We start from the raw sequence: 23889 nt of genomic DNA, 5'->3' as shown, positions 1-23889 counted from the left end.
TTTCTGGATCTCCCTTTTTCACTAATTTCTCTGCTTTCAGCATCATTACATACATCTTTTCTTCCTCCTTTAAGATTTAATTTATATAAAAAAGGCAAACCTCCGCATGCCGGGGTCTGCCTTTTTACAATCAAACATAAAAAGGCACAGAAGTATACAATGCAGCATACCCTGTGCCTTTTCCTTTTTATATTCAGAGACTGATTTTCTCTAAACGGTATAAAGGTATGGCGGGGCTGCACAAGAAATAACGTTACGATCGTACGCAATCACAATTAATTTTTTCATGTTAAACCCCTCCTTTACCAATTTATTGTTTTTATCCTTAGATAGATTACCATCTTTTTCATTATTTTGTCAATTGGGATTTTTCCTTCTTTTCAGCTTTTCGTCCCATAATTAATCTTCAACAAACACAGCCGTTCCATAGGCAATAATTTCAGAGGCATTCTGCATAACGGCAGAACTCTGCAGCCTCATGCCTATGATCGCGTTTGCTCCTTGATTTCTTGCATCCTCGGCCATGCGTCCGATTGCCTTTTGCCTTGCTTCTTCCATCATCTCAGTGTATTCAGAAATCTCTCCTCCAACAATCGTTTTAAGCCCCGCCATTAAATCTTTTCCTATATGCTTTGTCTGCACAGTTGCTCCTTTGACAAATCCTATAAGTTCTTTAATTTCTTTTCCCGGAACAAAGTCAGTGGTTACAATTATCACTTTCATCATCCTCCTTTTTTCTTTCAGTCCGGCCATTAACACTGTAAATAAAGTACACATCGATACTATGTGAAGCAAAATGAGTCAGGAAACTGAGGAGCATGAAGATGGATTGCATGAACCTCCCTCTTTCAGCTGCATCTTTTCAACTACTCAGTTTTAAAACGACCCCCATAAAAAGAACGCCGAATAGGCACAAATCACTATTTTCACCTTCTGGATGTTTCAAATAACAGAAAACAAGGTAAAGAACTGTAACAAACAACAGAAGTTCAGGAAAATTGAAGGAGGAAAACAATGAGCCAGTTAGTTTCCACTAGTCTATGTACCCAGGATCAATTAAGAATGGATCAAATTATCAGTTTGAATCAGCTCGCAAAAAACTATAAAGGAAAGGTGTACTTCTTAGATGGAAAACGAAGCATTGTCGATGTCTCAAAGTTTCCTTCTTTGATTACTTTCTTTCTGATAACATCTGGATCTAAACAGATTAAAGTGCTGATTGATGGGGATAATCCGAGCGAAATCTTGAATGAAATGGACACAATCTGTTCAACCGAATCAAGATTTTCATCTAATTTTTTAAACACAGCTGAAAAAGTAAAGGTATAAAATCAATTAACCCCTACAAATGATAAGGGAGTATGACTTACTTACATTACATCAGAGAAAAGGAGATTATTATTTATGATCAGAACTATTTTAATCGTTATTGGAGCAATTGTTGTTATCGGCTGGCTGCTTAATGTAATTCTATAAAGATAAACAAGGGAGAGGAACCTTATGTCTGAACATAAACAAGTAAATGTTGAGAGAAAAGAAGAACATAAAACGAATAATAGTCTTCTTGGAGCCACTTTTATTAAATATGCGGCATATTTGGTTATATTCTTCGGTATTATCTGGTTTTTAATTACTTATATTTTACCAATGTTTTAATAACTAAATTCAGATTTTCAAGTCCACACCCTGCATTGCATGGTGTGGATTTTATTTTGAAAAAGATTCCTCCTGACCTGAGAAGCTGGACTGTAAATGAGCAGGAGCCCATTAAAAAAGCTGAACGAGATTGATCTCGTTCAGCTTTCCTGTTAATTTCCTGATGTATCTCCGTTGTCAGTGCCTCCATCTGCTGGAGGCTCTTCAGGCTGCTCTGGATCCGCTGGCGGTTCTGTCGGTTCTGCCGGAGGTTCAGGTTCTGCCGGTTTTTCTTCATTTTGTTTTTTCTCTTCTTCTTTTTTACGTTCTTCTTCTTTTTTACGTTCTTCTTCTTTTCTGCGTTCTTCTTCTTTTTTAGCTTCTTCCTCTTCTTTTCTAGCCTGTTCTTCTTTGCGTTTTTGCTCTTGTTTTTGGTCTTCTTCCTTTTGCTTAGCCGCATCGGCTTTTGCTTTTTCTTCCTGTTTTAAGCGTTCCTGTTCTTCCTTTCTTGCCTGTTCATCCCGTTTAGCTTTTTCATCGGCTTCTTGTTTTCTTTTTTCTGCTTGTATCTTTTTGCTTTCTTTATTTGAAGGATCTTTTTTCTTTGACTTGCTTTCCGTTTCCTTGAGAGGAGGAAGATTAAACTCCTCCGGTTTTTCATTTTTAAGGGCTGCATCCATAATAACTTTAAATAATGGTGCAGCTGTCGCACTGCTTGATGTGTTCAGATAATTGTTTTGATCTGTTTGATCGTAGCCAAGCCACATGGCACCAACAACGTTAGGAGTATATCCGACAAACCATTGATCTTTTACTCCATCTATTCCATCAATACCAAGCTGTGTGGAGCCGGTTTTTCCGGCCAGCTCATGATTTTCAAGCTGTGCTTTTTTCCCTGTTCCTTCTTTTACTACCCCAAGCATCATATGGGTCATTTTTTGAGCTACTTCCTTTGTAGTAACGTTTGTTTCTTTCTTTTTCCATTCTGCTATCGTATTTCCCTGAACATCTACAATTTTGGTAATGGCATGAGCCTCAACACGGGTTCCTTCGTTTGGAAAAGCAGTGTAAGCTTCTGCCATATTCAAAGGAGCCACGCCTTTATCAAGACCCCCGAGGCCTAAACTTAAGTTCTGGTCATTCTCGGTAATCGGCAAGCCAAAGCGTTTAGAGGCATCAACGCCCGCTTGTACGCCAATTTCATTTAGAGCCCATACTGTCGGAACGTTGTATGACTTAATTAGAGCTTCATACAGGGTAACCTCGCCATGATAGGTTCCGTCAAAGTTTTTAGGTGAATAACCGTTTATATCAAGCGGTTCGTCCTTCAATTTTGAATAAACGTCCATTCCGTTTTCCAAGGCAGGTGTATAAACAGCAATTGGCTTCATCGTCGAACCAGGCTGCCTTTTCAGCTGAGTTGCCCTGTTAAACTGTCTAAATGAATGCTCCCCTCTTCCTCCAACAAGTGCCTGTACTCCTCCTGTTTTAGGGTTAACGAGAACTGCTCCGCTTTGAACGAGCTGATCACTCTGACTCTCAGGAAAATTAGCATCATTCTTATAAACCTCTTCAATGGATGATTGCATATCCTGTCGCAGCTCTGTATGAATTTCAAAGCCGCCAGCTAAAATTTCATTTTGAGTCAGGCCATATTTTTTAATGGCTTCCTCAATGACATGATCCACATAGAATGGAAAGCGTCCCTTATATTCATCTAGTTCCTTTCTTTCGAGCACGACTTTTTCATTTTTCGCTTCATTCATTTCTTCTTCCGTTATGAACTTTTCATTTTTCATTAAACTTAAGACAACATCCCTGCGGTCTAATGATTTCTCAAGATTTTTCACAGGAGAATAGTGCGTCGGCGCTTTAATAAGTCCTACTAATATAGCTGATTCATTTATTGTAAGATCAGCAGCTTCTTTTCCAAAATAAACTTTAGCTGCCCTTTTCAGCCCCCATGCTCCTTCTCCGAAATAGATTTTATTGACATAGAGTTCTAAAATTTCTTCCTTTGAATATTCTTCTTCAATCTTTTTTGCAATAAAGTACTCATCAAATTTTCGTTTAAACGTTTGATCCTGAGTCAGCAGCGTATTTTTGGCAAGCTGCTGAGTGAGTGTGCTTCCTCCCTCAACTACTCCTCCTGCCGCCACATTCTTAAAGGCAGCGCGCACAATGCCGAAATAATCGATGCCGCCGTGACTGTAGAAATTTTGATCTTCCGTCGCTTGAAGAGCTTCGTAGAAATGCTCCGGCACATCCTGATAATCTATCCATTCATTTTTAGAGGTTGAAATTTTGCTTGCAATCTTGCCATTTTGATCATAAATAATAGTTGGCGCATTTGCTCTTTCTTCTAATTTGCTGACATCCTGTGATGCGATGACTACATTATGTACCATAAACACAAGGATGATTGCCAGCAGCACGAAAATAATCAGCTTCGTAAAAACACCCTTAATTGAAAAAAGTGACTTGACCATGAGTAACCCCCTGAATATAGAAAAGCGCAAGTGCCAGCTAAAGCTCCGGCAGACATAAAGAATCCGGGAGGAATGTCCGGGTTTCTAATTTTTTGTCTGATATGTTTTGGCCGGAAGCTGGACAGTAGAGAGAGAAATCAATGCGCACAATTCTATTCTATTAGTAATTTAAAAATAAATCCTTCTACTTATTACCCTAATTATCAAAGGGGTACGCCTATTTAGAGAAAAATGTGTCTGTCAGGTCCAAAATATTTTTATAAAACCGTTTTCTTTATGATAATTGATTATTTTTTCAGAAAAAGGGTATTGATTAATAAACACATTTTCTCTAGAGAGGATTTGATAAAATGAATACGTTTAATCATATAGTGGTAGCTTATGATGGACAGGATGAAAGTCAGGCAGCTTTAAGAACAGGAATAGATTTGAGCAAACAATTAGCATCCAGACTGACTGTTGTCCACGTTTACCAAGAAGAACACGTGATGCACACCAAAGGAGTTCAGCCCGTTATTCCGAGTGCTCCAGCTAATGGCTATTTGACAGACAATCTGCAAAACTATCCGGTCGCGCCTGACCCGTCACATCAGCTCGATCAAACTCACACCCAGCATGATTATTTTGATAACGCAGATCAAATCGTTTCAAGAATCAAGATGAAAATGGATGAGAATCAGGCTATTGGCGAGATTGAAATTTTATCAGGTTCTCCATCAGATGCGATTCTGAATTATGCAGAAGAAATAAATGCTGATTTAATCGTAATGGGCAGCAGAGATTCAGGCGGTCTCAAAAAATTGCTGTTTGGCGGAGTAAGCGATAAAGTGTCCCATAACTCAGCTATTTCGGTGCTGATCGCCAAATAACCCAGTAAACGAATGCTCTCCTGCATTCGTTTTTTTGTCTTCATTACTATTTTTTCAAGTTTATCCGATGTTCAAAGTAGATCAACGACCTTAAAATTGTTTGCAAATGACTTATAGCAGAACTGTATGCCTCCCTTCTCTTTTGGATATAAATAAATTATCTATATTCAGGAGGACCGCTGATGAGTAATTTAAATATTGTTTTATATGACATTCATGAATACTTTATCCTTAATCCAAATCTTCTCCGTGCCTCAATTGAAGATGCCGAGCATCTTGAAATGCTGAGCGGTAAAGTTTCTATGACGAATAAAGCTTTGAAGCTTCATTTTAGAGATGTTAATGATGAAGAGTATCACAACACCCTAATTCCAGTGTTAAATAGTAATGGCCACAACATACATTTCCACTATGGTGATGATGATACCTTGTATATATACAAAAAAGAAGAGCAGGCTAGTTAAGGAACGGGTTCGGTTGAAAGGTGCAAACCGCTATATAACACGGCAAATAACATATCAATTAGCGTATCAATTCGAATAGGAATTGGTATGCTTTTTTTATTGATTTATAAGAGTTTCCGTGTGTCATATTTAACATATCAAATCGTATAGTAATCAGCAGGACTTTGCTGCTAAATAAAGTCCTGCTAATTGAGGTGCTATTTGTACCGCCATTTATTACCCGGTATTACAACAGAGTAAAATAAAAAGGGAACTCAGCTTGATTTGGAGTTCCCTCAGTTATTCCATTATAGCCCCCGATTGTCGAATATCATTTATGTTGTCTTATCGAAGAATAGCGCCCGTTTGGCTGAAAATCGATATTAGTATATGTACACTTATTTTAAGGAGACTCCCACTAAAGCCCCCTGTTCGTGGAAGATCATTATAACTTCGATTAGCTGTTTAGCTAATTAAGCCTAATCAAAATGATTCAATTTTTTCAACCTCAAAATACCTCGATTTAATTGGGAATTTATAGATTTGATCTAAAACCCTTGTCCCAATATATTGGCAAACCAACGCATACAAAATGATTTTCCAATCAACGACAATTCCGGTTAAAACTACTAAACTTCCGTTTATCCAAAAGAGCGCTTTTCCTGGTGAAAGTCCTTTTGTTTTGGAAAGTATTAAGGCCAAAATATCCATCCCACCTGAAGAGGCTCCCATTCGAAACAATATACCTAGTCCTATACCAAAGACAACTGAACCAAAAGTGAGATCAATCATCACATTTGATATGGGATTTTTCATAAACGGGGAAATAAAGTTGATCGTAGCAGAAGTTACTGACACACAATACATTGTCCAAAGTGCACTACTTTTTCCAAGCCATTTTACTGCAGCTAGTAACAAGCTAGCATTTACAACCCAAAGTGTAATCGCAAACGGTATATTTATTATGTAATTTAACAAAACACCAACACTAGCAGCACCACCTGAGGGAATAAAGTGCGGGAATAAAAAAGTCGCCATCGCAACACCTTGTATAGTGGCAGCAATTCCAAGTATTATGCTTTTGATTAGTATGTTCATTAAAAGAACCCCTAGAATTTCAACGTATTTTTTCTTTATTTAGATTTAGTATAACATTATAAGTACTCATTTACTGTCTTGATTAGCCGTTAGTAACATTGGTGACAACAAAAACATTTATTTATACCTGCGCTAGTGGAATAATCATTAAAAACACGCTTTCCTTGTTCTGGAAAAGCGCCCGATTGCTGAAGATCATTAAAGTTTCTATAGCTGGTTTGGTACAATAACTTCAACAGAAAAAGCACTAATCCTTCTTAGATCAACGCACCCGTAATAACATATCGATTTTATTCAAGAAAGGTTTAGCTTGTCCTTTATATTTTCGATAATGGCGGTGATGCTAACATTTTCAGTGTCTATATACTCTCCAAAGTTGTATTCTTTATAGGCTTCTATACATTTCTCAGTTTGTTGAAAACACCAATTTCCTTCTTCCTCTCCACGTTTCCTTAGCCTTTTGTAAATAGTTTCCTTACTTGCTGTCAAACAAAAGTGGTAAGTTTGTTTATCAACACTTTTAAATCCAGTTAAAATGTAGTTAAAATATTCTGGTTTCCTAATAGTCATAGGAACAATTAAGTTGACATTATATTTAGTAATTAAAAGTTTTGCTACCTTAACAGTTAACTCTTTCCATAATTGCAAGTCTTGAAAATCCCCTGTTTCAGCTTCAAGTCGCTTTACTTCCTCTGGGATAATATTTCTTAACATAAAACCTACCTCTTCAGGGTCAAATAACATACTATTATTTATCTCTATCAAAAGTTCGTTACAGATAGTGGTTTTACCTACTCCAAATGCTCCATTTATCATTATTATCATTAAGGAATTTCACCTCATTTTGAATAGATTAGCGTAGTGGTTTCTAGTTCTGCATAACTGCTTCAATAGTTTAAGTACATTCTTTCACAATCTCATATAATAATAACATAAATATCCAGTACTATTTGAAGGTGTTATTCAATTATCTGGCCCGAATGCTGAACAAAAAGTTGAATCCACTCTTCAATTAAACTGCCCTTTACTTCAATAAGAAGAGGCGACACTTTGTTAAGCAATCGTCCCCTTTAATTGAATAAAGGACGCAATCCGCCCTTTAGTTGAATAATTGATCAGACTGTTATTAAGTCAAACTTAATTCATAATGATAAAATTGTGAATCCCGTATGTATCCATTTTTTTCGTATAGTCTTTGAGCAGAAAAATTATCTGGTGCTGTACTCAGACTAATACTTTGTTCTTACTTTTACTTTAGAAATGAATATAAAAAGAGAAGAGCCCTGCAGAAATTCCTCACCACAGAGCAGAATCAATTCTGTCAAATGTAAATATACGGTAGAACGAGAGACCTGTCCCCGTGTTCCTCTCAGTCACTCGATAACCAGTCTCCCTTTGCGACCAGTTGCACCTTCCCGGCAATCTGGATATCATATGTTCCATTTTTTAATTTGGCGGCAATATTCACATTTGAGGGACGTCCCATCTCGTAGCCCTGATTGACACGAACATCGATCTTTTCTTTATCGAAGAACCGATATTTCAGAAGGTAGCCCGCCAAATTTCCATTTGCGCTACCTGTCGCAGGATCCTCATAAAATCCTGTGTCGCTCATGAATACACGCACACGAAGGCAGTTTGAGTCCCTGCTTTCCTCCTCAGAAAAAACAAGCAGGTTACATTTATAATAAGTTTCCAGAAAGCGTTTGAACTGTACATGGTCGAGGCTGCATCGTTGTACCACGTCGACCGTTTTCAGTGGGACAATGATGCAGGGCAGTCCTGTGGAGACCAGCTGGATTGGAAAATCTATCCATATGTCCTCCACTTGAATATTGAGCACCCTTGCGACAAATTCGAGCTGGTCTATCTTCATGCCGAAGGAAGGTTCGTTTTGGCTCATGGTGAGAGTGTTGCCGTTGAAAACAACTGGAATCTGTCCGACAGGCAGGTTCAAGACGACTTTGGAGGCTTTTCCGTTTTCCATAATCCGGTTGATGATATACGCTGTGCCCAAGGTAGGGTGTCCCGCGAAGGGCACCTCCTCATCTGGGGTGAAGATTCGAACATCATACCCGCCATTTTCTTGTTTATTGGACATGATGAAGGTCGTTTCCGAAAAATGAATTTCTTTGGCAATCTGCTGCATCTCCTTCGTTGTGAGATTACTGTCTGACACTAGAACAGCAAGCTGATTTCCCTCATATTTTTCTTCAGCAAAGACATCTACGATATAAAAATCCATATCAATTCCTCCTTTTTGCTCCATTATAGGTGAAGGAGAATAGAACAGATGAAAATCATTAGACCAGATCAAGGAGAAATATGCTAAAATCAAAGGGGTTGGGAGGGAAAGAAATGAATGGAGATTACTTATTTAAACAAGTATACGATTATGTATTACATCGAATCGAACTCAATGAATGGAATGAGAATGAAAAGCTCCCTTCAATTAGAAATTTAGCTGCTGAGATGAAGGTTCATCGCTTAACCGTATTAAAGGCCTACCAGCTTCTTAAACAGGAAAATAGAGTCTATGTCAAAGATAAATCCGGCTATTATGTCCAATCCCGTGAAATTAATAAATTAGAAAGCCTGGAAAATCCGATCGTTTCTGCATATGTACAAAAAAATCATTTATCGGAAATCCATCAGGCACCTGTTTCCTATCAATTTTCACAGGCATTAATTGACCCTAATCTTTTGCCAAATCGCTTCATAACGGACTATGTAAAAAAAGTTTTTGACCTCTACCCAAAGGTTCTCTCCACCTACTCCACCGTACAAGGCGATCATCAACTGCGTCAATCACTTTCTGACTATTTTAATCAGCAATATAAAACGATTACACATCCAGATCAGCTATTAATTACGACCGGTTCCCAGCAAGCCATTCATCTGATTGCCCAGGCATATGTAAAATCAAGAGACACTATCCTTTTGGAGAGGCCGAGCTATAGTTCTGCCATTGATATTTTTCGAGCACAAGGAGCCAATATTGTAACCGTCGATATTCATCCGTACGGATATGATTTAGAGCAGATTGAATTCATCATGAAAAAACACAAACCTCGTCTGTTTTATCTGAATCCAACCTTCCATAATCCAACCGGATACACGGTCCCATCGGCTCAAAGAAAGCAATTAGTCCAGTTAGCCGAGGACTACCGTTGTCTGTTAATAGAAGACGATGTTTACAACGACATCTTTTTTGATCAGGAGCCTCCGCCGCCCATGTATACCTATGATACATCCGGAATGGTGATTTATATCAAAAGCTTTTGCAAATATGTATCACCGGGGTTGCGAATAGCCGTCATGATGAACTGTCAGTCTTCCGTGGTGAAATCACTGCTAGCAGTAAAATCATTGGCCGATAATGGATCACCGCTTTTAAATCAAAAGATTTTCCTGCGTTACTTATCATCTCCAAGGCTGCAGCAACATGTTGAGAAACTGCGTATTGCGCTGCAAATACGAAAGGAAATCATGGAGGAAGAACTGTCCGTAACTGATTGGCGATGGACCAGCCCAAATGGTGGCTTGAATTTATGGGTACAGCTCCCAGGCTGCCTGTCAACAGAAGACTTATTGGTCAATAGTCTGGAGCAATCAATTTCCTTTGTTCCCGGCCAAATATTTGACCCCTTAAAGGAGCCATCCTCATGGCTCCGGTTAAGCTATTCCTATGCCAGTGAAGAACAAATCTCTGAAGGACTTAGGAAGTTTATTAATTTAGTACGCTCTACTCAATAAGGGGTAGCGTCAGGAAAATACGGTTTTACAACGTTAAGGAAACTTCAATACTAAAAAGCCCAATTTCTCTGTATTAAATTAGAGAAATTGGGTTCTTATTTATTAATACATTAAATAGAGTTGTTTGGATTTTTTTTTAGCTCGGTTGTTCGCCATAAAGGAATGTGTTGTCTTCTTTAAGACTGAATTTGACTATAGTTTCTTATTCAACTAAACTGCCCTTTACTTCAATAAAGAAGAGGCGACACTTTGTTAAGCAATCTCCCCCTTTAATGGAATAACTACAACTTGGATTCAGTCCTAAAATTGTTCACTCAATTCACAATTCTTCTTAAACACCCGCTACCCGTTAGTTAAAATAATCTGTTCCTGTTCCATTAGAATTGATGCCATTTTGATTAAAAATTTCCCCTAGCTTTTCATCTTGTATATTTTCATCGGGTGGAGTCATTCCAGATTTTTTTTCAAGATAAACAGCAATACCACCTATAATAACGACAGGTATCAATAAATATAACCAAATCACAATAACACCTCCATAATATAACTTATTATTTATCATATCGTTTTCTTTTTTACATTTTTTTCTAAAACTATTCTGCCCCGTTACTTTAAGTACATAATTTCACAATCTCCTTTAAAATTCAGCTTAGAAATCCAATTTTCTTTAAAGAAGTTGCTCCACAATCTGGCCCTTTTGTAGAAGAACTTCAGAATCCGCTTACTCCGTTAAATCGAAGAATAGCGCCCTTTAATGGAATAAGATTGAGCTTCTATTAGCTGGTTACTTAAAGAAGAAAAGTGCGTTTCCGTTGTTTCAGAAACGCCCCCGTTAATTTAAGTACAACACTTCACAATATCGGCCCAATTAATAAAAAATATCATTTTATTATTTCACTCAGGTTTCTCCCCGAATTTTTTGCCGAAATTCTCCATCAAATCAAGTATTGGGATAAATTCACGCCCTTTAGTTGTTAATGAATATTCAACACGTGGAGGTACCTCAGGAAAAACTTCTCGTTTAATTAATCCATCTGTTTCTAATTCTCTCAACTGTTTTGTAAGAGAACCTTGTGAAATGTCCCATAAAAAAGTTTTAATTTCGTTATAACGACGTTCCTTTGTTTTTAAAAACCAAAGAATAAGATACTTCCAGCGTCCTGAAAGCATATTTTGAGTATACGCAATACCATAAACGTCTCTTTGCTCCTTAATAAACTCTTTTTCAAATCCATCCTTGCATATTCTAGCCATACTTACATCCCTTTTCTTCTATAAAGTACAAAAAAGTGTACTATATCATTTTTTATTGCCTACTTTAAAAGTAAGAGTAATGAGTTCATTATATTATTTATAACCAAAACTCAATTACCTTAATGCTTGCAAAAAAGGAATGTAGACAATTTCGTGTTGAGGTATTGGAAAATTCCATAGCTGATATTTAATCATAATCGAACAAATTATATTTAGGAGGAACAATAATGAGATTTGGAATTATAGGTGCAGGACCAATAGGGGCAATTATTTCTAAAAAATTAGTTAAGAATGGACATGATGTCAAAATTGCAGATGCTCGAGGAATTGAACGTTTAGAAGGAAAAGAGCTTGCTGGAACACCTGTGAGTGTAGAAGATGTAATAACAAATATTGACTTTCTTATAATATCTATCCCTTTTCATGTAATGCCAAGTATTCGCAACATTGTAGATAAATCTGAAGAGGAAGTAATCGTTGTAGACACTTCAAATTATTATCCTTTTAGAGACAATAAAATTGAAGAAATTGAGAACGGGATGGTTGAAAGTGTTTGGGTTTCAAATCAATTAGGTAGACCTATCATTAAAGCATTCAACAATCAATTAGCTTATACTTTAGAAAATAAAGGAACCCCCGAAGGTACTAGTAAACGCATTGCCATGGCAATTGCTGGTAATGACCTATCACAAAAACAAATAATTATGGACATAGTAAACGAGCTAGGCTTCGACGCAGTAGACAGTGGTTCTTTAAGTGATTCGTGGAGACAACAGCCGGGAACTCCTGCATACTGCACAGAACTAACAAAAGAGGAACTAACGGAAGCATTGAAAAAGGCAAATAAAGAAAAAGCCCCATTCCTACGGGATAAGGCAATGGAAAAGTTTTCAGCTGAATTTTCACATAAAGATATTGTGAATTTAAACAGAGAAACATATAATTCATAATTTAGGAAACCCATATTGACTATTGCTATATAGAAGACATAGGAAATTTGGAACTTAAAATAGTGATCAAGATAACTTTGATCACTATTTTTGGCATATTTTATATCTTTTACTGTAAACTCTATATCATCCATCTTGGATGTAACACTTTAAAAATATTTATCGGGCAGTATAAATGAACCTCCGGATAGGCAGTCGCATTAAAAACGACATTTTCAGACGAAGAAGGGGTCTTTGTTTTAGAGTAGCTATCGGATCTAGTCTCGATAAGAAAAATAAAAAGAAGTAACGCTATGTTATGTAGGAATTGAGGATTTATATGGAAAAATCAAAATAAAATAACTGCTGGCTTGTTGGCCGTATATTTATTTGTATTAACATGGATTATACTCGTTAAAATGCAATTTTCATTTCAAGACTTGCCGGATTTTAGGGGAATCAACTTAATCCCTTTTGCTGGTTCAGCTAGTGTTAATAATCAAATAGATTTTAATGAAATAATCTTTAATGTACTTGCATTTATCCCATTTGGAATTTATATCAGTATGCTAAAACCAAATTGGTCTTTCTTGAAAAAGATTGCAGTAATAGCAGGAGTTAGTTTGTTATTTGAAGTATTGCAATTCATCTTTGCTATAGGAGGTAGCGATATAACTGACCTTATGGGAAATACATTAGGTGGAATTATTGGAGTTGGAGTTTATATTGTATTTTGTAAGCTGTTTAGTACAAAAGCAAATAAAATCCTTAATGTTTTAGCTTCAATTGGAACGATATGCATTTTTGCATTATTCCTGTTATTAATTATTGGTGTTATTACTTATAAATTTCAGTAATTGGAGAATTGCTGTTCATGAAAATTAACAGAGGGTATACCATCAATGACTTTGATACAGTAGGTTCTTTATATTTCATTTTCAAAATCCAATCTTTCAAAAACAGTTGAATTTACATCATCCAATAAAGATATTCCCTTAAAAAGAAAATACATTGCAGCATAAAGTTTTCGTTCTTCTAATTCTTTAAATTTAATTGCCATAAGTGCTCACCTCGTTACAATTTTTCAAGCTAATCTTCCTTAACTAAACCACCCAATTTTTAATAAAGGTGCGAGTGACAACTTATCTAGCAATCGCCCCCGATTGTTGAATATAATTAACCAATTTTAAAAAGTATCTTCGAATGAAGATACTTTTTCATAACTACAGATTTCTATCTAATAACATCCCCAATTGTTCTGCTACAACTTCAGGTGGATCAGGAATTCCTTTCATAAAATAGGTTTCCACTACTCCTACAATAGCTGACCCAAAAAAGGTAAGAATCATGGTTTCACTGAACCCTTTATTTTTCCCATCTATAATATCTACGTCATTCTTTAATTCTTCTATGATGAATTCTAAAAAGTGTTTATGAAAAGCAAAGGCTCCTTTCCCTGTTAACATCGTCGAAAAGAATAAATAATGATTTTCCAAAAATTCAAACCAAATGAGAGTCGCTTTTTTAAAACTCAGTTCAGATACCGATGCACACAATATTTTAAGCTCATTGATATATTCTTCAATGAGTTTATCGAGTAAATCAAATTTATCTAGGTAATGTAGATAGAACGTTCTATTCCCTACATTCGCTCCATCGCAAATATCCTTTACCGTAATTTTATCAAAATCTTTCTCCGACATGAGTTCAATAAAAGCGTTTTTTATGGCTTCTTGAGATTTAAGTATTCTTCTATCCACTTTAGTCATTGTCTTAGTCACCAAACTTTCTTGAAAATTAATACACAATTTCAATTGATTCGTGCATTAATACATGAATCCAACGAAATTGACGTTTGAAAACATCCTGTTTTTCTTTTATATTATACACACAGGCGAGATAATACATCAACACGCATTATTTCTCTCGTGTTTCATTTCACTGCCTGCAACATAATAAAACAGGTAAATCTCAACGAAAGAAGGGATGGAAATTTCAATAAGAAATAATTAATTATCTTACTTTCTATGGAATTAATTAAATGTCATTGTTGTCATTATGGTGACTAAAAAATTATTTGCTAAACAAAATATATATGGTCAAAAAAGGATTACTTTTTCAGTGTATAGGCTGAAGGTAGGTGCTAAATTTTTGATAAAAGGAGAAAAAAACATGAAAAAATCAGTAACGTTTAAAAATGGTGATTTAAAGATGGCAGGGAACCTTTATTTACCAGAGGGATTTGAAGAAAGTAAAAAATATTCTGGGATTGTTGTTGTACATCCTGGTGGAGGAGTAAAAGAACAGACTGCAGGGGTATATGCACAAAAGCTTTCTGACAATGGTTTTGTTGCGTTAGCATTTGACGCGTCTTGTCAGGGAGAGAGCGAGGGAGAACCACGTTTACTTGAAGACCCATATGCCCGGGTAGAAGATGTCCGTTGTGCAATCGATTATTTGACGACTCTTCCATATATTGATCAAGAAAAGATTGGAGCACTAGGTATTTGTGCCGGTGGCGGTTATGCTGTTTCTGCCGCTCAAACTGAACGTCGCATCAAAGCAGTAGCAACTGTCAGTGCAGTGGATATTGGTGCCATGTTCCGAGGAGAAGCAAGCGTTGAAACACAATTGCAAACACTTGAGGCAGTTGCGAAGCAGCGTACTGCCGAAGCAAACGGTACAGAAGTGAACCAACTTACTTGGGCACCTGATACGCTTGAAGAAATTAACGAAGATACACCTGTGCTTTTACGTGAAGCTTATGACTACTATAGAACACCTAGAGCACAGCATCCTAATTCTACAAATCGATTCCAATTTACAAGTATGGACAAACTGATGTCATTCTCAGCATCAAGCCAAATTGGCACCTACCTAACTCAACCGATGTTATTAATTGTAGGAACTGAGGCTGACACACGAGGATACAGCGACCAATTCTACTCATTGTCAAATGGACCAAAAGAATTATTTGAAGTTGAAGGTGCAACGCATATTGCTATGTATGATATCCCAGAATATATAGGTCAAGCTGTACCTAAGTTAACAGATTTCTTTGGCAAGAATCTATAAGAAATAAGAAAGTAGCATCCAACGTGTTTTTATAAAACAGATGCTTGGTATCATTAAGAATAAAGCCATTTTCCTAGTAATTTTTAAGGAAAACGGCTTTATTTTGCTTCAGATAAGAAGCTGAATAACATTTGAATTTAAATTTGAACAGAAACTAATTCTTATTCAATATAATGGCCCTTATTTAGAAGAACTTCAGTATCCGCTTACTCCGTTAAACTGCCCTTTAATGGAATAACATACCATTTCGTCTTTGTCTCCTGAGTCATGAGTTTAATATATATTGTTCTTCATTTCTTTTAAAAGATAGTGTATTTTTGGCATCTATATTCTCCGATTCTTCCAATTATTTCATTATACATACAAGCAACCTATAGGGAAGACTGGGTAGCTTCTATTAGCTGGGTTAGCTGAATAAGAAAAAGAACAATAATCTTATCAAACTCCCTCTATGAAGAAAGAATGGAAGGCAAACATGCATCACTTCTAAAAAAAGGAATGTTTTTTGAAGAAATATGGTACAATAAAGTTGTCTAAATATTAAAATTATTAATTTAAATATTTAGACAACCCTTGCTTAGGAGGTAGATATTATGACAAACAAAGTAAATGTTAGCGTGGAAAATTCTAAGGGGATAACGTCTAACTAATTAAGCAGTTTAACGTTTCCCCACAATTTGGAAGGGGAAAATCATTTGAATCAAACATTATTAATCATCGATGCTCAACAAGAATTAATTGATGGTACTCAAAAAGAAAGTCCTGTTTTTAATAAAGAACATCTTATCAGGAATATCAATAAAGTAATTGAAAAAGCTAAAGAAGCTGATGTCCCAGTTGTGTTTGTAAGGGATCTTGATGTTGCTGAGGGAAAAGGTGGAGGATTTCAAGTTCACAACGAAATCAATATACCCACGGATGTAAAGATTTTCGATAAGTCTGCGACGAATTCCTTTCACGGGACAGGTCTTCTAAAACATTTAAAAACTCACCAGATTGAACATATTGTTATTATGGGTTGTAAAACACAATACTGTATAGATAGTGCAGTCAGAACAGCTACTATGTGTGGTTTGGATGTAACATTGGTCGGTGATGGGCATTCAACAACGGACAATGATGTTTTAAGTGCAGAACAAATTATAAAGCATCATAATCGTACCCTTCATGGTCATGATAATGTCGAACACTTTTCGATGGTCAGATATTCAGAGGAAGATTTGTTTCGTCCAACTCATGACTCTTATAGGTAATATTAACCCGTACTATGATAAATAAAAATCCAGCTGCCTGAAATGGCAGCTGGATTTTTATTTATTGTACTCGTTAATTAATGGCATCAAATAAATGCTTCTTTAAATCAGACTTGTTAATATTAAAGATGCTTTTTCTGTATAAGCGCCCTCACTATTACTTATTCCACAATCTGGCCCGATTGTTGATCAAACTCTTGAAACCACTCTTCAACTATACTGCCCTTCGTTTGACGGCACCAAAATATGCTCACCTCTCCAAAGATTAATACGACGGAAATGACTTGCGCCAACCGTAAATATTCTAAGTTTAAAAGCGAGACAAAATTAAAACCACCCAAGAATTTTTTTCTTTGGGTGGTTTAGACTGCTTCCGCTGTTTTTTCTATTTTATCTGTGCTCGACTTAAGCCTTAGATTGTGAAACGTAATTTCTGGTCGGCTTCCTATACGAATGTTTAGTCCCGTTTGTCCCAAGCCTTCACTGATATAAAATGGCTTTCCGTCATGATGATGCAAACCTTTCACCATGTTCATTCGTACTAATTTGCCCATCTTAACTAGGTGATACGGCTTTGGCCAATGAATTTGCCCACCATGGAAATGACCTGAAATCAAGTAATCAAAAGGAACGTCTTTCATTCTGAGAACGATATTTGGATCATGTGTCAATACAAGATTATATCCGTTTGCAAGTCCTTTAAATGATTTGTGAATATCACTTCGTTTTGTACTAAAGTCATCGATCCCAATAATATTCAATGGCTTGCCGTTAATCATGAGTACATCATTTTCGTTTTGCATTGTTTTACATCCATATTCCTCTAACACTTGCTTTAGTTTAAGGAAGTTTGGGTGACTCAACACATAATCATGATTACCAAATACGGCATACGTTCCGTGTCTTGGCTTTAATTTATTAAACACCTTTAAATAAGGAATTAATTTTGGAATACTTCGTTTTCGATCTAAAAAATCACCTGTTAATGCAATTAAGTCAATCGGTTGATTTCTTAGACTTTCATAAAGCTGTTCAGGTGTAATAGAGATATTTTCAAGATGCATATCGGAAATGTGCAAAACACGATAAGGATGCTCATTTTGTTTGGTATTTATTGAAACGTTGTTGATTACAATGTTTTGGGTGTTCTTATAGCCTTTGTAAACAATGAAAAATAATAAATTGACAATAAATGCAACCAACATAATCGTCAACCAAATGTACAATAGTATCCCCTCCTTTAAACAATTATAGGAAAAAGGAGGGGATATTGTTACCTGTAATTAATGGAGATTCATCCAGATTTATTGAGTTCACTTTTTTCATACAAGCTTTCTTTTGACATAAATACGTACTTCGGAGAAGGTCTTTTTTTGCCTTTAGGAGGCAGTTTTGACATTGAAAGGAGATAGATTGGGTAGAGTGCCAGTTTTTTAAACCATTTATACGTGGGACTCGAAATTGTATAAGACTCAAATCCTAATCGTTCGCAGCCTTTGGTTAGCATCGTAATACCAATTATCCCTTTAATTTCGCCTTTATTTTTATGACGTTGAATATATAAGGCAAGATGAGGCAACGACTCTTTTACTTTTTTATAAAGTAGCATTGCTTTTTTAAAATCAGTGTCAATGCTTTGAAGTTCTTTTAATAAGCGAGCGTTATGTAGATGTATCTTGACTAGAACATCATTTTTCTTAATCATTGTTCCATCAGACAGGACGACTAAACGACCTTTATAGCGAGTTAGTCTTACCCTGAAAATAGTATCATTTTTTTTCGTTTGTTCAAGGTAGTGCAAGCGAGTAAAGAAAAAATACAAAGGATCAATTATACTCCAAGCTGAAATAACGTAAAGTCTTACTCTCATTGTTATTCTCCTTGCAATTGTCTTTTATAAAGCGGAAAAGATTATACACTTATTTTGACTAAGCTTTCTTACAAATATTGATGGGAATTTCAGGGGAATGATTCACAGTCAATAACACAAGCTAAATAAAAAAAGGTGGGTGCGTTCATGAAACGGGTATTATTTATGCCTTTTTTGCAGATATCATCTGGTCATCATCATGCAGCAGATGGAATGATGGAATACATGCATGAAATAGATGAATCTTTATGTTGTGAAAAGATTGATATTTTGTCTTATAGCTATGGGAAAATGGAAACGTTTGTGTCAGCGTTCTATCTAAAGTGGATTCATCTCTTTCCTGGTATGTACAGTTGGATTTATCGGAAATCAGTGTTTGAAAACGAGCAGGAGAAAAAACGTTTCCGTTTATATGAACTGTTGTTTTTAGTTTGGATGGAAAAGTTAATTAGAGAAAAAAAACCGGACCTAATTATATGTACACATGCATTACCTTCTTATATGTTGAACCAGTTAAAAAGCAGAAAAAAACATGCCATTCCTGTTATCAATGTCTATACTGATTACTTCATTAATCAAATATGGGGGATTGAAGCGATAGATTATCATTTCGTTCCAAGCAGAGAGTTAAAGGAATATTTAATAAGTCGGGGTATTGAATCAGAGCGTATTCATGTAACTGGTATTCCGATTCATCCGTTGTTAAAGACAGGAACAAGTGAGCCGAAAAAACGAAGAACATACTCAATATTGATATCAGGTGGAAACCTTGGTGTTGGTTCAATCAAAACATTCGTTCAAAAACTTGAGCCGGCTGGCAATATTCACTATAAAGTTTTATGTGGAAAAAACAACAAGCTGTATCGCTTGATTAAGCAAATGAGCAATCCGATGATCAAACCATTGTCATACATTTCATCAAAAGAAGAAATGAATCAGTTGTACAATGAAGCTGACGCAATTATTACGAAGCCTGGCGGAGTAACAATAAGCGAAAGTTTATACAAAAAAATTCCTATTTTTGTGTATCACGCATTGCCCGGCCAGGAAGAAATTAATTTACGATATTTAAAAAAACTCGGCCTCGTTTTCCATTTGGAAAATTGGAAAACAAAATCACATCTTGAAGAACAGATACTATCAATTTTATATTGCGAACGGCATCGAAGCGTTTTAGATAAACAATTTAACTCCTATCACCAACAATTATCAAAACAGGACTTTTCCGTAATGGTTGGACAAATTTTAGCTAAATATGATGAGACATTTTAAATGAATAGACCAAAATTCAAAATCATCTTGGAACTGAATATAATGAACTGTACAAACTAGTAAGCAAATCAACGCTTTTGAGAAACAGCAAATGTAGATTCTAATTATTTGTAAAAAGCAGCTTCAAACCGTCGGGTAGATTCAAGATAATATAATTCTTGGATGCCTAAACGGCTTCCTATTTTGTTCTTTTGTTTTAGAGTAAAAAAAAGCGTTCTTAAATTCATAACACTAATCTGTATAATGAATGAATCAAAGAACGCTTTGAAATAAAAATTACCTTTCATCCATAAAGGATTGATTTAATACATAGCCTTATTGATTTCCGGACTGTTGTTGATTCTGTCCTTGCATCCCAGTCCCCATTCCCATCATGTTTGAGGCCAGTGGTATCATATTTTTCATTTTCCCACCATTTCCACTCATCATTTGATAAGCTGCAATACCTACTCCGACTGAAGCGAAAACCGGTAAAATTTTATCCATGTTTGTCTTCATCTATATCACCTTTTTTAAGATTTTTGTTCATTTCCTGAACCTTAATATCTTGGCTATAAAAAACTAAATAATTTAAGGTGTTTGTTACCAAAACAATTGATAATAAAAAAATGCTTTAAAGGAAATATAAGATTATCGAGGTTGAAAATATATTACAAAATATACAAGAGTTGTTCATAAAGGATGTTTAAAGAGCACGTAAGGAATTAAAATTTCCTTACTCAATGCACAAGTTGAATTTAGTATTATCTCAAACAAATAAAAATCCCATATTTTTCAATGTATTGTTTTTTTTGATCGTGTAAACCACCCTTTAGAAATTTCTGTTTTTTACAAAATATCATAAGTCTATTCGAGTGAAAAATATGGGAAAAGATAAAAAACGATTCATATATTATTACTATCGCTAGTTACTGCAGTATTTATTTGGTCAGTTATTACTAATAAAATAGACACCATACCCTGAAAATAAATAAACAACATAGATAAAAGGAGAAAGGTACAATGAAAACGTCAGGAGAAAGCTTAGAAAATATATTAGGAGTACATCGTAAAGCAAGGCGTAAAAATCAAATGTATTATTTAGAGAACAGCTTTAAAAATCCCATCGTGCATAGGGAGATAAATGGGGATAAGATATATGTCCCATTAGATATGGAAAGAGTATGGAATCAGATTAGTTAAAAAAAGCAAACTCTTTTTTCAGAGTATCACAAGCAAAATGCAGATTAATAACGATAAGGGATTACTTTGTAAAAAGTCGGTTTTTTCGCCCGTCAAAAGTAGCTATATTTTTGTCGAAAACATGTATGATTATTATTAGTTGTAACAGTAATCTGTCTTTTATCAATAGAAAATTTTGATTCGGTTTTTACCGGTTCCAATTCTACACATAAAAATGCCTACATTGTAGTAGGCATTTTTATGTGTACTGAAATTCATTTGTTTTTTATAGGATTTTTGTAAGGTACTAATTCCTTTGAAAACTCTGTTATAGCAGTAGCGTTTGGCATTTGGCCAGCTGTTCGGGTTCGAATATTATTCATTACATTTTGAACAGGACGCAGCATATTTCTGTTTCGATTCCTGCCTAATCCAAATGCGGTTGCACTAACTCCAAGACCTAATAAAGACACCCACATCATGCCTCTATTGTTTCTTTTCCTGCCAAACATCTTTAAAAAGTTTTGTCTTCTCCCTGTATTCAAAAGCGCGGTTATCCAGTTATTCATTTTCAAGCACTTCCTCTTTTTATATTTGGAAAGCAAAAACTTTTCCCTTCCTTCATCTAATATTTGCTATCATGGATTTGATGATGCTGGCAATGTTTTGATATGGACTAATTTCATAATCAATTCTTGAGGTCTTATGTAGGCTGATGAGGCTCTGGAACATGAGAAAGTTCATTCAATTGTGATGCAGTTTACTGCAATAGTGTTATCAATGCAGCGCTGTTGATTGCTGGAGGCGAAGGTGGTCTCGAAGGTTACGTAAAAGGAGCAGGAGTTGATTAGCGCCTTCACCTGCCCTACACGAATAAGGCGGGAAATGGTTTAGTCCTTTGTTACAGAAGGCGGCTTTTTTATGACATCCACATTATCACCTGTAACGTAAACTTGTGCTGTTTCTTTTTTCAGCTTTTCCTTTATTTGTTTTATTTCTTCAATTTGTCGTTTTGTAACCAATACTTTATTTACTTGCACAGGGTGTTTGTTTATTTCAACTTCTTCTTCTTTCAGAGGAATTCGAAGTTCCTCCCCATTTCCTGCCTCTATTACCAATTCTTCACGCTTAATAGGAACAGTGAACGTTTTCTGTTCTTCGACGACTTCTTTATGAACTTTAACCTCCCCCGTTTGTACTCGTTTTTTTTTTATATCCAGCTGCTCTTCTCGTAATTGAAGCGTTTGTTCTTTAATTTCATTTGTTTTTTTAGTCGGTTTGTCGATGTTCCTTCTCGAATTCATTGTATAACTAATGCCGCCTGCGATTGCTCCTATAACGAGTCCTGTAACGATTGTAAAACCTGTTACCCAACCGATTATGCTACCGATTATCGCACCAATAGTAATATACTTTCCCATAGGACCTCCTGAAGTTCTTTTATATATATGAGGATGGAAAGAAACCTACTTAACTAGAAGTTAAGTAGGTAGGCACAATTAGTCCTCTTTTATAATATCTGTATTACCATGCGATTCAACATCTGCAACTTCTTTCCGAAGTACGTCGCGTACTTGTTCTGTTTCCTGAACCGAACGTTTATGAGCAGAGACTTCACCAGTGACGACTGTATGCTTTTCTAATTTTTTCAGCAGTTACTGGAATGTGAACCGTTTCTTCCTCTGTAATTGGTTCATCTGTTGGTTCGTGATCAACGGCTCTTTGTTCAATAACGACTTGATCATGTAAAACAGGGACATTCACTGATTGTTCTTCCTCAACAATGTCCTTATGAAGCGTCACATCACCAGTCTCCACACGGTGTTTGTCGATGTATGAAAACCACCTAAGGGATGTGCTTGGATCGTACAAGTAGTAATGTTACCTGTGTGAGTGAAAATATGCGCTTGAATTTTGGTGCCTGTTTCTAAAAAGGCTTTACTTAGCCATTTGGTATTTTACATCCAATGTTTTATTTGGGATACATTTTGATTAAACTTTTAAAAAACCTCAGAGTCGTTAGCCTTCATCCTCGATTAACGCGCCCGATTGTTGAAGATCATCTTAGAACATCAACGCTGCATAGATATTCCCTGAAAGCCCCCGATTGTTGAAGATCATTTAGTTTGTCTTACCGAAGAATAGCGCCCTTAAATGGAATAACTATAAGCTCTCTGGTAAATGATATTTATACATTTCTAATACATCTGTTTGTTCTTTTAACACAGCTATTGTTTTTGGATGTGGTTCCCTATAAATAATAGGATAATCCTTTTCATCAAACTTCTCTTGGGGCGTAAAAGCTAATTTTTCTTTATCAATTGAAAATTGGGCTTCAATTCCCTTTTTATTTCCACGAGCGTCTAGCCTTTGCCATTTATTAAGTGCTTTGAAAAAGACAGCATTCAAAGCATGAATACAGTACCCTTTTTCTGGTGTATCAAACAGCATCAAACGTTGATAACAGAAACCAGTTGGTATTCCTTGTGAACGTAATAAAGATGCTAGTAAATGGGATTTTGCATAGCATATCCCTTCTTTATAGGTTAATACATCTGATGCCTTACACGTAACTCGTTTCCCTTGGATATCCCACGAATGAGATATTTCATCTCGAACAAATTCAAAAGCAACCTCTGCCTTTTCAATTTCAGATTGAGATGGATTAAATAGTTCATCTACTTTCGACTTTATCAAAGGGTTAGAATAATTAATCTCGTTTAATTCAAGCAAATATTCTTCTGAATTATCACTTTCACATATTAGATACACTAGCTCCACTCCT

Annotated in this window: 26 protein-coding genes and 2 pseudogenes; 11 read left to right on the top strand and 17 right to left on the bottom strand. The window is 35.8% G+C overall.

What is annotated here, in order from left to right; translation table 11 throughout:
* Positions 1–399: 399 nt before the first annotated feature.
* Positions 400–717 carry a YbjQ family protein gene (locus tag QLQ22_RS04760; protein WP_284016106.1) on the bottom strand — a complete coding sequence of 106 codons (318 nt, stop codon included), beginning with the start codon at positions 715–717 and terminating at the stop codon, positions 400–402.
* A 297-nt stretch (positions 718–1014) separates the two neighbouring features.
* Between QLQ22_RS04760 and QLQ22_RS04755 the strand changes: the two genes are divergently transcribed.
* Both QLQ22_RS04755 and QLQ22_RS04750 read left to right on the top strand, forming a co-directional pair.
* The gene (locus QLQ22_RS04755) at positions 1015–1329 is read left to right on the top strand and encodes a hypothetical protein (protein WP_284016105.1); all 315 of its coding nucleotides are present in this window, start codon (positions 1015–1017) and stop codon (positions 1327–1329) included.
* 171 nt (positions 1330–1500) lie between these two features.
* Entirely contained in the window at positions 1501–1656 is a 156-nt protein-coding gene (locus QLQ22_RS04750; protein ID WP_180850280.1) for a hypothetical protein, read from the top strand.
* Between the two features lie 152 nt (positions 1657–1808).
* On the opposite strand, the gene QLQ22_RS04745 is transcribed toward QLQ22_RS04750, so the two are convergent.
* Positions 1809–4124: a transglycosylase domain-containing protein gene (locus QLQ22_RS04745; RefSeq protein WP_284016104.1), complete on the bottom strand. Its 2316-nt coding sequence runs from the start codon at positions 4122–4124 to the stop codon at positions 1809–1811.
* Between the two features lie 350 nt (positions 4125–4474).
* On the opposite strand from QLQ22_RS04745, the gene QLQ22_RS04740 reads away from it, so the two are divergent.
* A complete protein-coding gene (locus tag QLQ22_RS04740; RefSeq protein WP_223440096.1) occupies positions 4475–4993 on the top strand; it encodes a universal stress protein in 519 nt (172 codons plus the stop codon).
* 182 nt (positions 4994–5175) lie between these two features.
* On the top strand, positions 5176–5457 hold the full coding sequence (locus tag QLQ22_RS04735; protein ID WP_223440094.1) for a hypothetical protein: 282 nt from the start codon (positions 5176–5178) through the stop codon (positions 5455–5457).
* A gap of 462 nt (positions 5458–5919) precedes the next feature.
* Here the strand turns inward: QLQ22_RS04735 and QLQ22_RS04730 are convergent, their stop codons facing one another.
* From QLQ22_RS04730 to QLQ22_RS04715, 4 genes and pseudogenes are all read right to left on the bottom strand, one after another.
* Positions 5920–6534: a YitT family protein gene (locus QLQ22_RS04730; protein ID WP_223440092.1), complete on the bottom strand. Its 615-nt coding sequence runs from the start codon at positions 6532–6534 to the stop codon at positions 5920–5922.
* 294 nt (positions 6535–6828) lie between these two features.
* Positions 6829–7359 (bottom strand): AAA family ATPase, encoded by a 531-nt coding sequence (locus tag QLQ22_RS04725; protein WP_223440091.1) that lies wholly within the window; start codon positions 7357–7359, stop codon positions 6829–6831.
* A gap of 301 nt (positions 7360–7660) precedes the next feature.
* Positions 7661–7771 (bottom strand): annotated as a pseudogene (locus tag QLQ22_RS04720) (GNAT family N-acetyltransferase); the annotation flags it as partial.
* 132 nt (positions 7772–7903) lie between these two features.
* Positions 7904–8779 (bottom strand): PhzF family phenazine biosynthesis protein, encoded by an 876-nt coding sequence (locus tag QLQ22_RS04715; RefSeq protein ID WP_284016103.1) that lies wholly within the window; start codon positions 8777–8779, stop codon positions 7904–7906.
* A 113-nt stretch (positions 8780–8892) separates the two neighbouring features.
* Here QLQ22_RS04715 and QLQ22_RS04710 point away from each other — a divergent pair, with 113 nt between their 5' ends.
* Positions 8893–10290 (top strand): aminotransferase-like domain-containing protein, encoded by a 1398-nt coding sequence (locus QLQ22_RS04710; protein ID WP_223440089.1) that lies wholly within the window; start codon positions 8893–8895, stop codon positions 10288–10290.
* 349 nt (positions 10291–10639) lie between these two features.
* On the opposite strand, the gene QLQ22_RS04705 is transcribed toward QLQ22_RS04710, so the two are convergent.
* Positions 10640–10816, bottom strand: coding sequence for a hypothetical protein (locus QLQ22_RS04705; RefSeq protein ID WP_223440088.1), 177 nt, complete (start codon positions 10814–10816; stop codon positions 10640–10642).
* Positions 10817–11184: 368 nt separating this feature from the next.
* On the bottom strand, positions 11185–11544 hold the full coding sequence (locus tag QLQ22_RS04700) for a winged helix-turn-helix transcriptional regulator (protein ID WP_223440087.1): 360 nt from the start codon (positions 11542–11544) through the stop codon (positions 11185–11187).
* Between the two features lie 227 nt (positions 11545–11771).
* Between QLQ22_RS04700 and QLQ22_RS04695 the strand changes: the two genes are divergently transcribed.
* The gene (locus tag QLQ22_RS04695) at positions 11772–12494 is read left to right on the top strand and encodes an NADPH-dependent F420 reductase (protein WP_223440085.1); all 723 of its coding nucleotides are present in this window, start codon (positions 11772–11774) and stop codon (positions 12492–12494) included.
* 350 nt (positions 12495–12844) lie between these two features.
* On the top strand, positions 12845–13330 hold the full coding sequence (locus tag QLQ22_RS04690) for a VanZ family protein (RefSeq protein ID WP_284016102.1): 486 nt from the start codon (positions 12845–12847) through the stop codon (positions 13328–13330).
* A 68-nt stretch (positions 13331–13398) separates the two neighbouring features.
* Here QLQ22_RS04690 and QLQ22_RS04685 read toward each other — a convergent pair whose 3' ends face one another.
* Both QLQ22_RS04685 and QLQ22_RS04680 read right to left on the bottom strand, forming a co-directional pair.
* The gene (locus tag QLQ22_RS04685) at positions 13399–13533 is read right to left on the bottom strand and encodes a hypothetical protein (protein ID WP_275976739.1); all 135 of its coding nucleotides are present in this window, start codon (positions 13531–13533) and stop codon (positions 13399–13401) included.
* Between the two features lie 163 nt (positions 13534–13696).
* The gene (locus QLQ22_RS04680; RefSeq protein WP_223440083.1) at positions 13697–14242 is read right to left on the bottom strand and encodes a TetR/AcrR family transcriptional regulator; all 546 of its coding nucleotides are present in this window, start codon (positions 14240–14242) and stop codon (positions 13697–13699) included.
* A gap of 403 nt (positions 14243–14645) precedes the next feature.
* Between QLQ22_RS04680 and QLQ22_RS04675 the strand changes: the two genes are divergently transcribed.
* Complete coding sequence (locus tag QLQ22_RS04675) at positions 14646–15548, top strand: alpha/beta hydrolase (protein ID WP_284016101.1); 903 nt, start codon at positions 14646–14648, stop codon at positions 15546–15548.
* Between the two features lie 695 nt (positions 15549–16243).
* A complete protein-coding gene (locus QLQ22_RS04670) occupies positions 16244–16801 on the top strand; it encodes a cysteine hydrolase family protein (protein WP_223440081.1) in 558 nt (185 codons plus the stop codon).
* Positions 16802–17163: 362 nt separating this feature from the next.
* Here QLQ22_RS04670 and QLQ22_RS04665 read toward each other — a convergent pair whose 3' ends face one another.
* Together QLQ22_RS04665 and QLQ22_RS04660 are read right to left on the bottom strand one after the other, a co-directional pair.
* Positions 17164–18006 (bottom strand): metallophosphoesterase, encoded by an 843-nt coding sequence (locus QLQ22_RS04665; RefSeq protein WP_284016744.1) that lies wholly within the window; start codon positions 18004–18006, stop codon positions 17164–17166.
* An 89-nt stretch (positions 18007–18095) separates the two neighbouring features.
* Complete coding sequence (locus tag QLQ22_RS04660) at positions 18096–18671, bottom strand: YkoP family protein (RefSeq protein ID WP_223440080.1); 576 nt, start codon at positions 18669–18671, stop codon at positions 18096–18098.
* Positions 18672–18818: 147 nt separating this feature from the next.
* On the opposite strand from QLQ22_RS04660, the gene QLQ22_RS04655 reads away from it, so the two are divergent.
* Positions 18819–19943: an MGDG synthase family glycosyltransferase gene (locus QLQ22_RS04655; protein WP_223440079.1), complete on the top strand. Its 1125-nt coding sequence runs from the start codon at positions 18819–18821 to the stop codon at positions 19941–19943.
* Positions 19944–20258: 315 nt separating this feature from the next.
* Here QLQ22_RS04655 and QLQ22_RS04650 read toward each other — a convergent pair whose 3' ends face one another.
* Entirely contained in the window at positions 20259–20441 is a 183-nt protein-coding gene (locus QLQ22_RS04650) for a hypothetical protein (RefSeq protein WP_223440077.1), read from the bottom strand.
* Positions 20442–20945: 504 nt separating this feature from the next.
* On the opposite strand from QLQ22_RS04650, the gene QLQ22_RS04645 reads away from it, so the two are divergent.
* Positions 20946–21125 carry a hypothetical protein gene (locus tag QLQ22_RS04645; protein WP_284016100.1) on the top strand — a complete coding sequence of 60 codons (180 nt, stop codon included), beginning with the start codon at positions 20946–20948 and terminating at the stop codon, positions 21123–21125.
* A gap of 254 nt (positions 21126–21379) precedes the next feature.
* Here the strand turns inward: QLQ22_RS04645 and QLQ22_RS04640 are convergent, their stop codons facing one another.
* The 4 genes and pseudogenes from QLQ22_RS04640 to QLQ22_RS04625 form a co-directional block, all read right to left on the bottom strand.
* The gene (locus QLQ22_RS04640) at positions 21380–21673 is read right to left on the bottom strand and encodes a hypothetical protein (protein WP_252208118.1); all 294 of its coding nucleotides are present in this window, start codon (positions 21671–21673) and stop codon (positions 21380–21382) included.
* 321 nt (positions 21674–21994) lie between these two features.
* Positions 21995–22525, bottom strand: a complete 531-nt coding sequence (locus QLQ22_RS04635; RefSeq protein ID WP_284016099.1) for a YsnF/AvaK domain-containing protein — start codon at positions 22523–22525, stop codon at positions 21995–21997.
* A gap of 78 nt (positions 22526–22603) precedes the next feature.
* A pseudogene (locus tag QLQ22_RS04630) lies at positions 22604–22907 on the bottom strand (YsnF/AvaK domain-containing protein).
* A gap of 360 nt (positions 22908–23267) precedes the next feature.
* Complete coding sequence (locus QLQ22_RS04625; RefSeq protein WP_284016098.1) at positions 23268–23876, bottom strand: transglutaminase-like domain-containing protein; 609 nt, start codon at positions 23874–23876, stop codon at positions 23268–23270.
* Between the last annotated feature and the right edge of the window lie 13 nt (positions 23877–23889).

The sequence above is a fragment of the Metabacillus hrfriensis genome, from assembly GCF_030127205.1.
GTDB classification, from domain to species: domain Bacteria; phylum Bacillota; class Bacilli; order Bacillales; family Bacillaceae; genus Bacillus_P; species Bacillus_P dongyingensis.
The sequence above is the reverse complement of the archived record's forward strand: the minus strand, read 5'-3'. Positions and strand labels throughout refer to the sequence as shown.

Coding starts and splice junctions, on each gene's coding strand:
- QLQ22_RS04675 (WP_284016101.1), top strand. CDS start 14,646: ATGAAAAAATCAGTAACGTTTAAAAATGGTGATTTAAAGATGGCAGGG.
- QLQ22_RS04680 (WP_223440083.1), bottom strand. CDS start 14,242: ATGACTAAAGTGGATAGAAGAATACTTAAATCTCAAGAAGCCATAAAA.
- QLQ22_RS04640 (WP_252208118.1), bottom strand. CDS start 21,673: ATGAATAACTGGATAACCGCGCTTTTGAATACAGGGAGAAGACAAAAC.
- QLQ22_RS04750 (WP_180850280.1), top strand. CDS start 1,501: ATGTCTGAACATAAACAAGTAAATGTTGAGAGAAAAGAAGAACATAAA.
- QLQ22_RS04700 (WP_223440087.1), bottom strand. CDS start 11,544: ATGGCTAGAATATGCAAGGATGGATTTGAAAAAGAGTTTATTAAGGAG.
- QLQ22_RS04735 (WP_223440094.1), top strand. CDS start 5,176: ATGAGTAATTTAAATATTGTTTTATATGACATTCATGAATACTTTATC.
- QLQ22_RS04650 (WP_223440077.1), bottom strand. CDS start 20,441: ATGAAGACAAACATGGATAAAATTTTACCGGTTTTCGCTTCAGTCGGA.
- QLQ22_RS04645 (WP_284016100.1), top strand. CDS start 20,946: ATGAAAACGTCAGGAGAAAGCTTAGAAAATATATTAGGAGTACATCGT.
- QLQ22_RS04715 (WP_284016103.1), bottom strand. CDS start 8,779: ATGGATTTTTATATCGTAGATGTCTTTGCTGAAGAAAAATATGAGGGA.
- QLQ22_RS04730 (WP_223440092.1), bottom strand. CDS start 6,534: ATGAACATACTAATCAAAAGCATAATACTTGGAATTGCTGCCACTATA.
- QLQ22_RS04745 (WP_284016104.1), bottom strand. CDS start 4,124: ATGGTCAAGTCACTTTTTTCAATTAAGGGTGTTTTTACGAAGCTGATT.
- QLQ22_RS04725 (WP_223440091.1), bottom strand. CDS start 7,359: ATGATAATAATGATAAATGGAGCATTTGGAGTAGGTAAAACCACTATC.
- QLQ22_RS04660 (WP_223440080.1), bottom strand. CDS start 18,671: ATGAGAGTAAGACTTTACGTTATTTCAGCTTGGAGTATAATTGATCCT.
- QLQ22_RS04665 (WP_284016744.1), bottom strand. CDS start 18,006: ATGTTGGTTGCATTTATTGTCAATTTATTATTTTTCATTGTTTACAAA.
- QLQ22_RS04635 (WP_284016099.1), bottom strand. CDS start 22,525: ATGGGAAAGTATATTACTATTGGTGCGATAATCGGTAGCATAATCGGT.
- QLQ22_RS04755 (WP_284016105.1), top strand. CDS start 1,015: ATGAGCCAGTTAGTTTCCACTAGTCTATGTACCCAGGATCAATTAAGA.
- QLQ22_RS04655 (WP_223440079.1), top strand. CDS start 18,819: ATGAAACGGGTATTATTTATGCCTTTTTTGCAGATATCATCTGGTCAT.
- QLQ22_RS04710 (WP_223440089.1), top strand. CDS start 8,893: ATGAATGGAGATTACTTATTTAAACAAGTATACGATTATGTATTACAT.
- QLQ22_RS04685 (WP_275976739.1), bottom strand. CDS start 13,533: ATGGCAATTAAATTTAAAGAATTAGAAGAACGAAAACTTTATGCTGCA.
- QLQ22_RS04695 (WP_223440085.1), top strand. CDS start 11,772: ATGAGATTTGGAATTATAGGTGCAGGACCAATAGGGGCAATTATTTCT.
- QLQ22_RS04740 (WP_223440096.1), top strand. CDS start 4,475: ATGAATACGTTTAATCATATAGTGGTAGCTTATGATGGACAGGATGAA.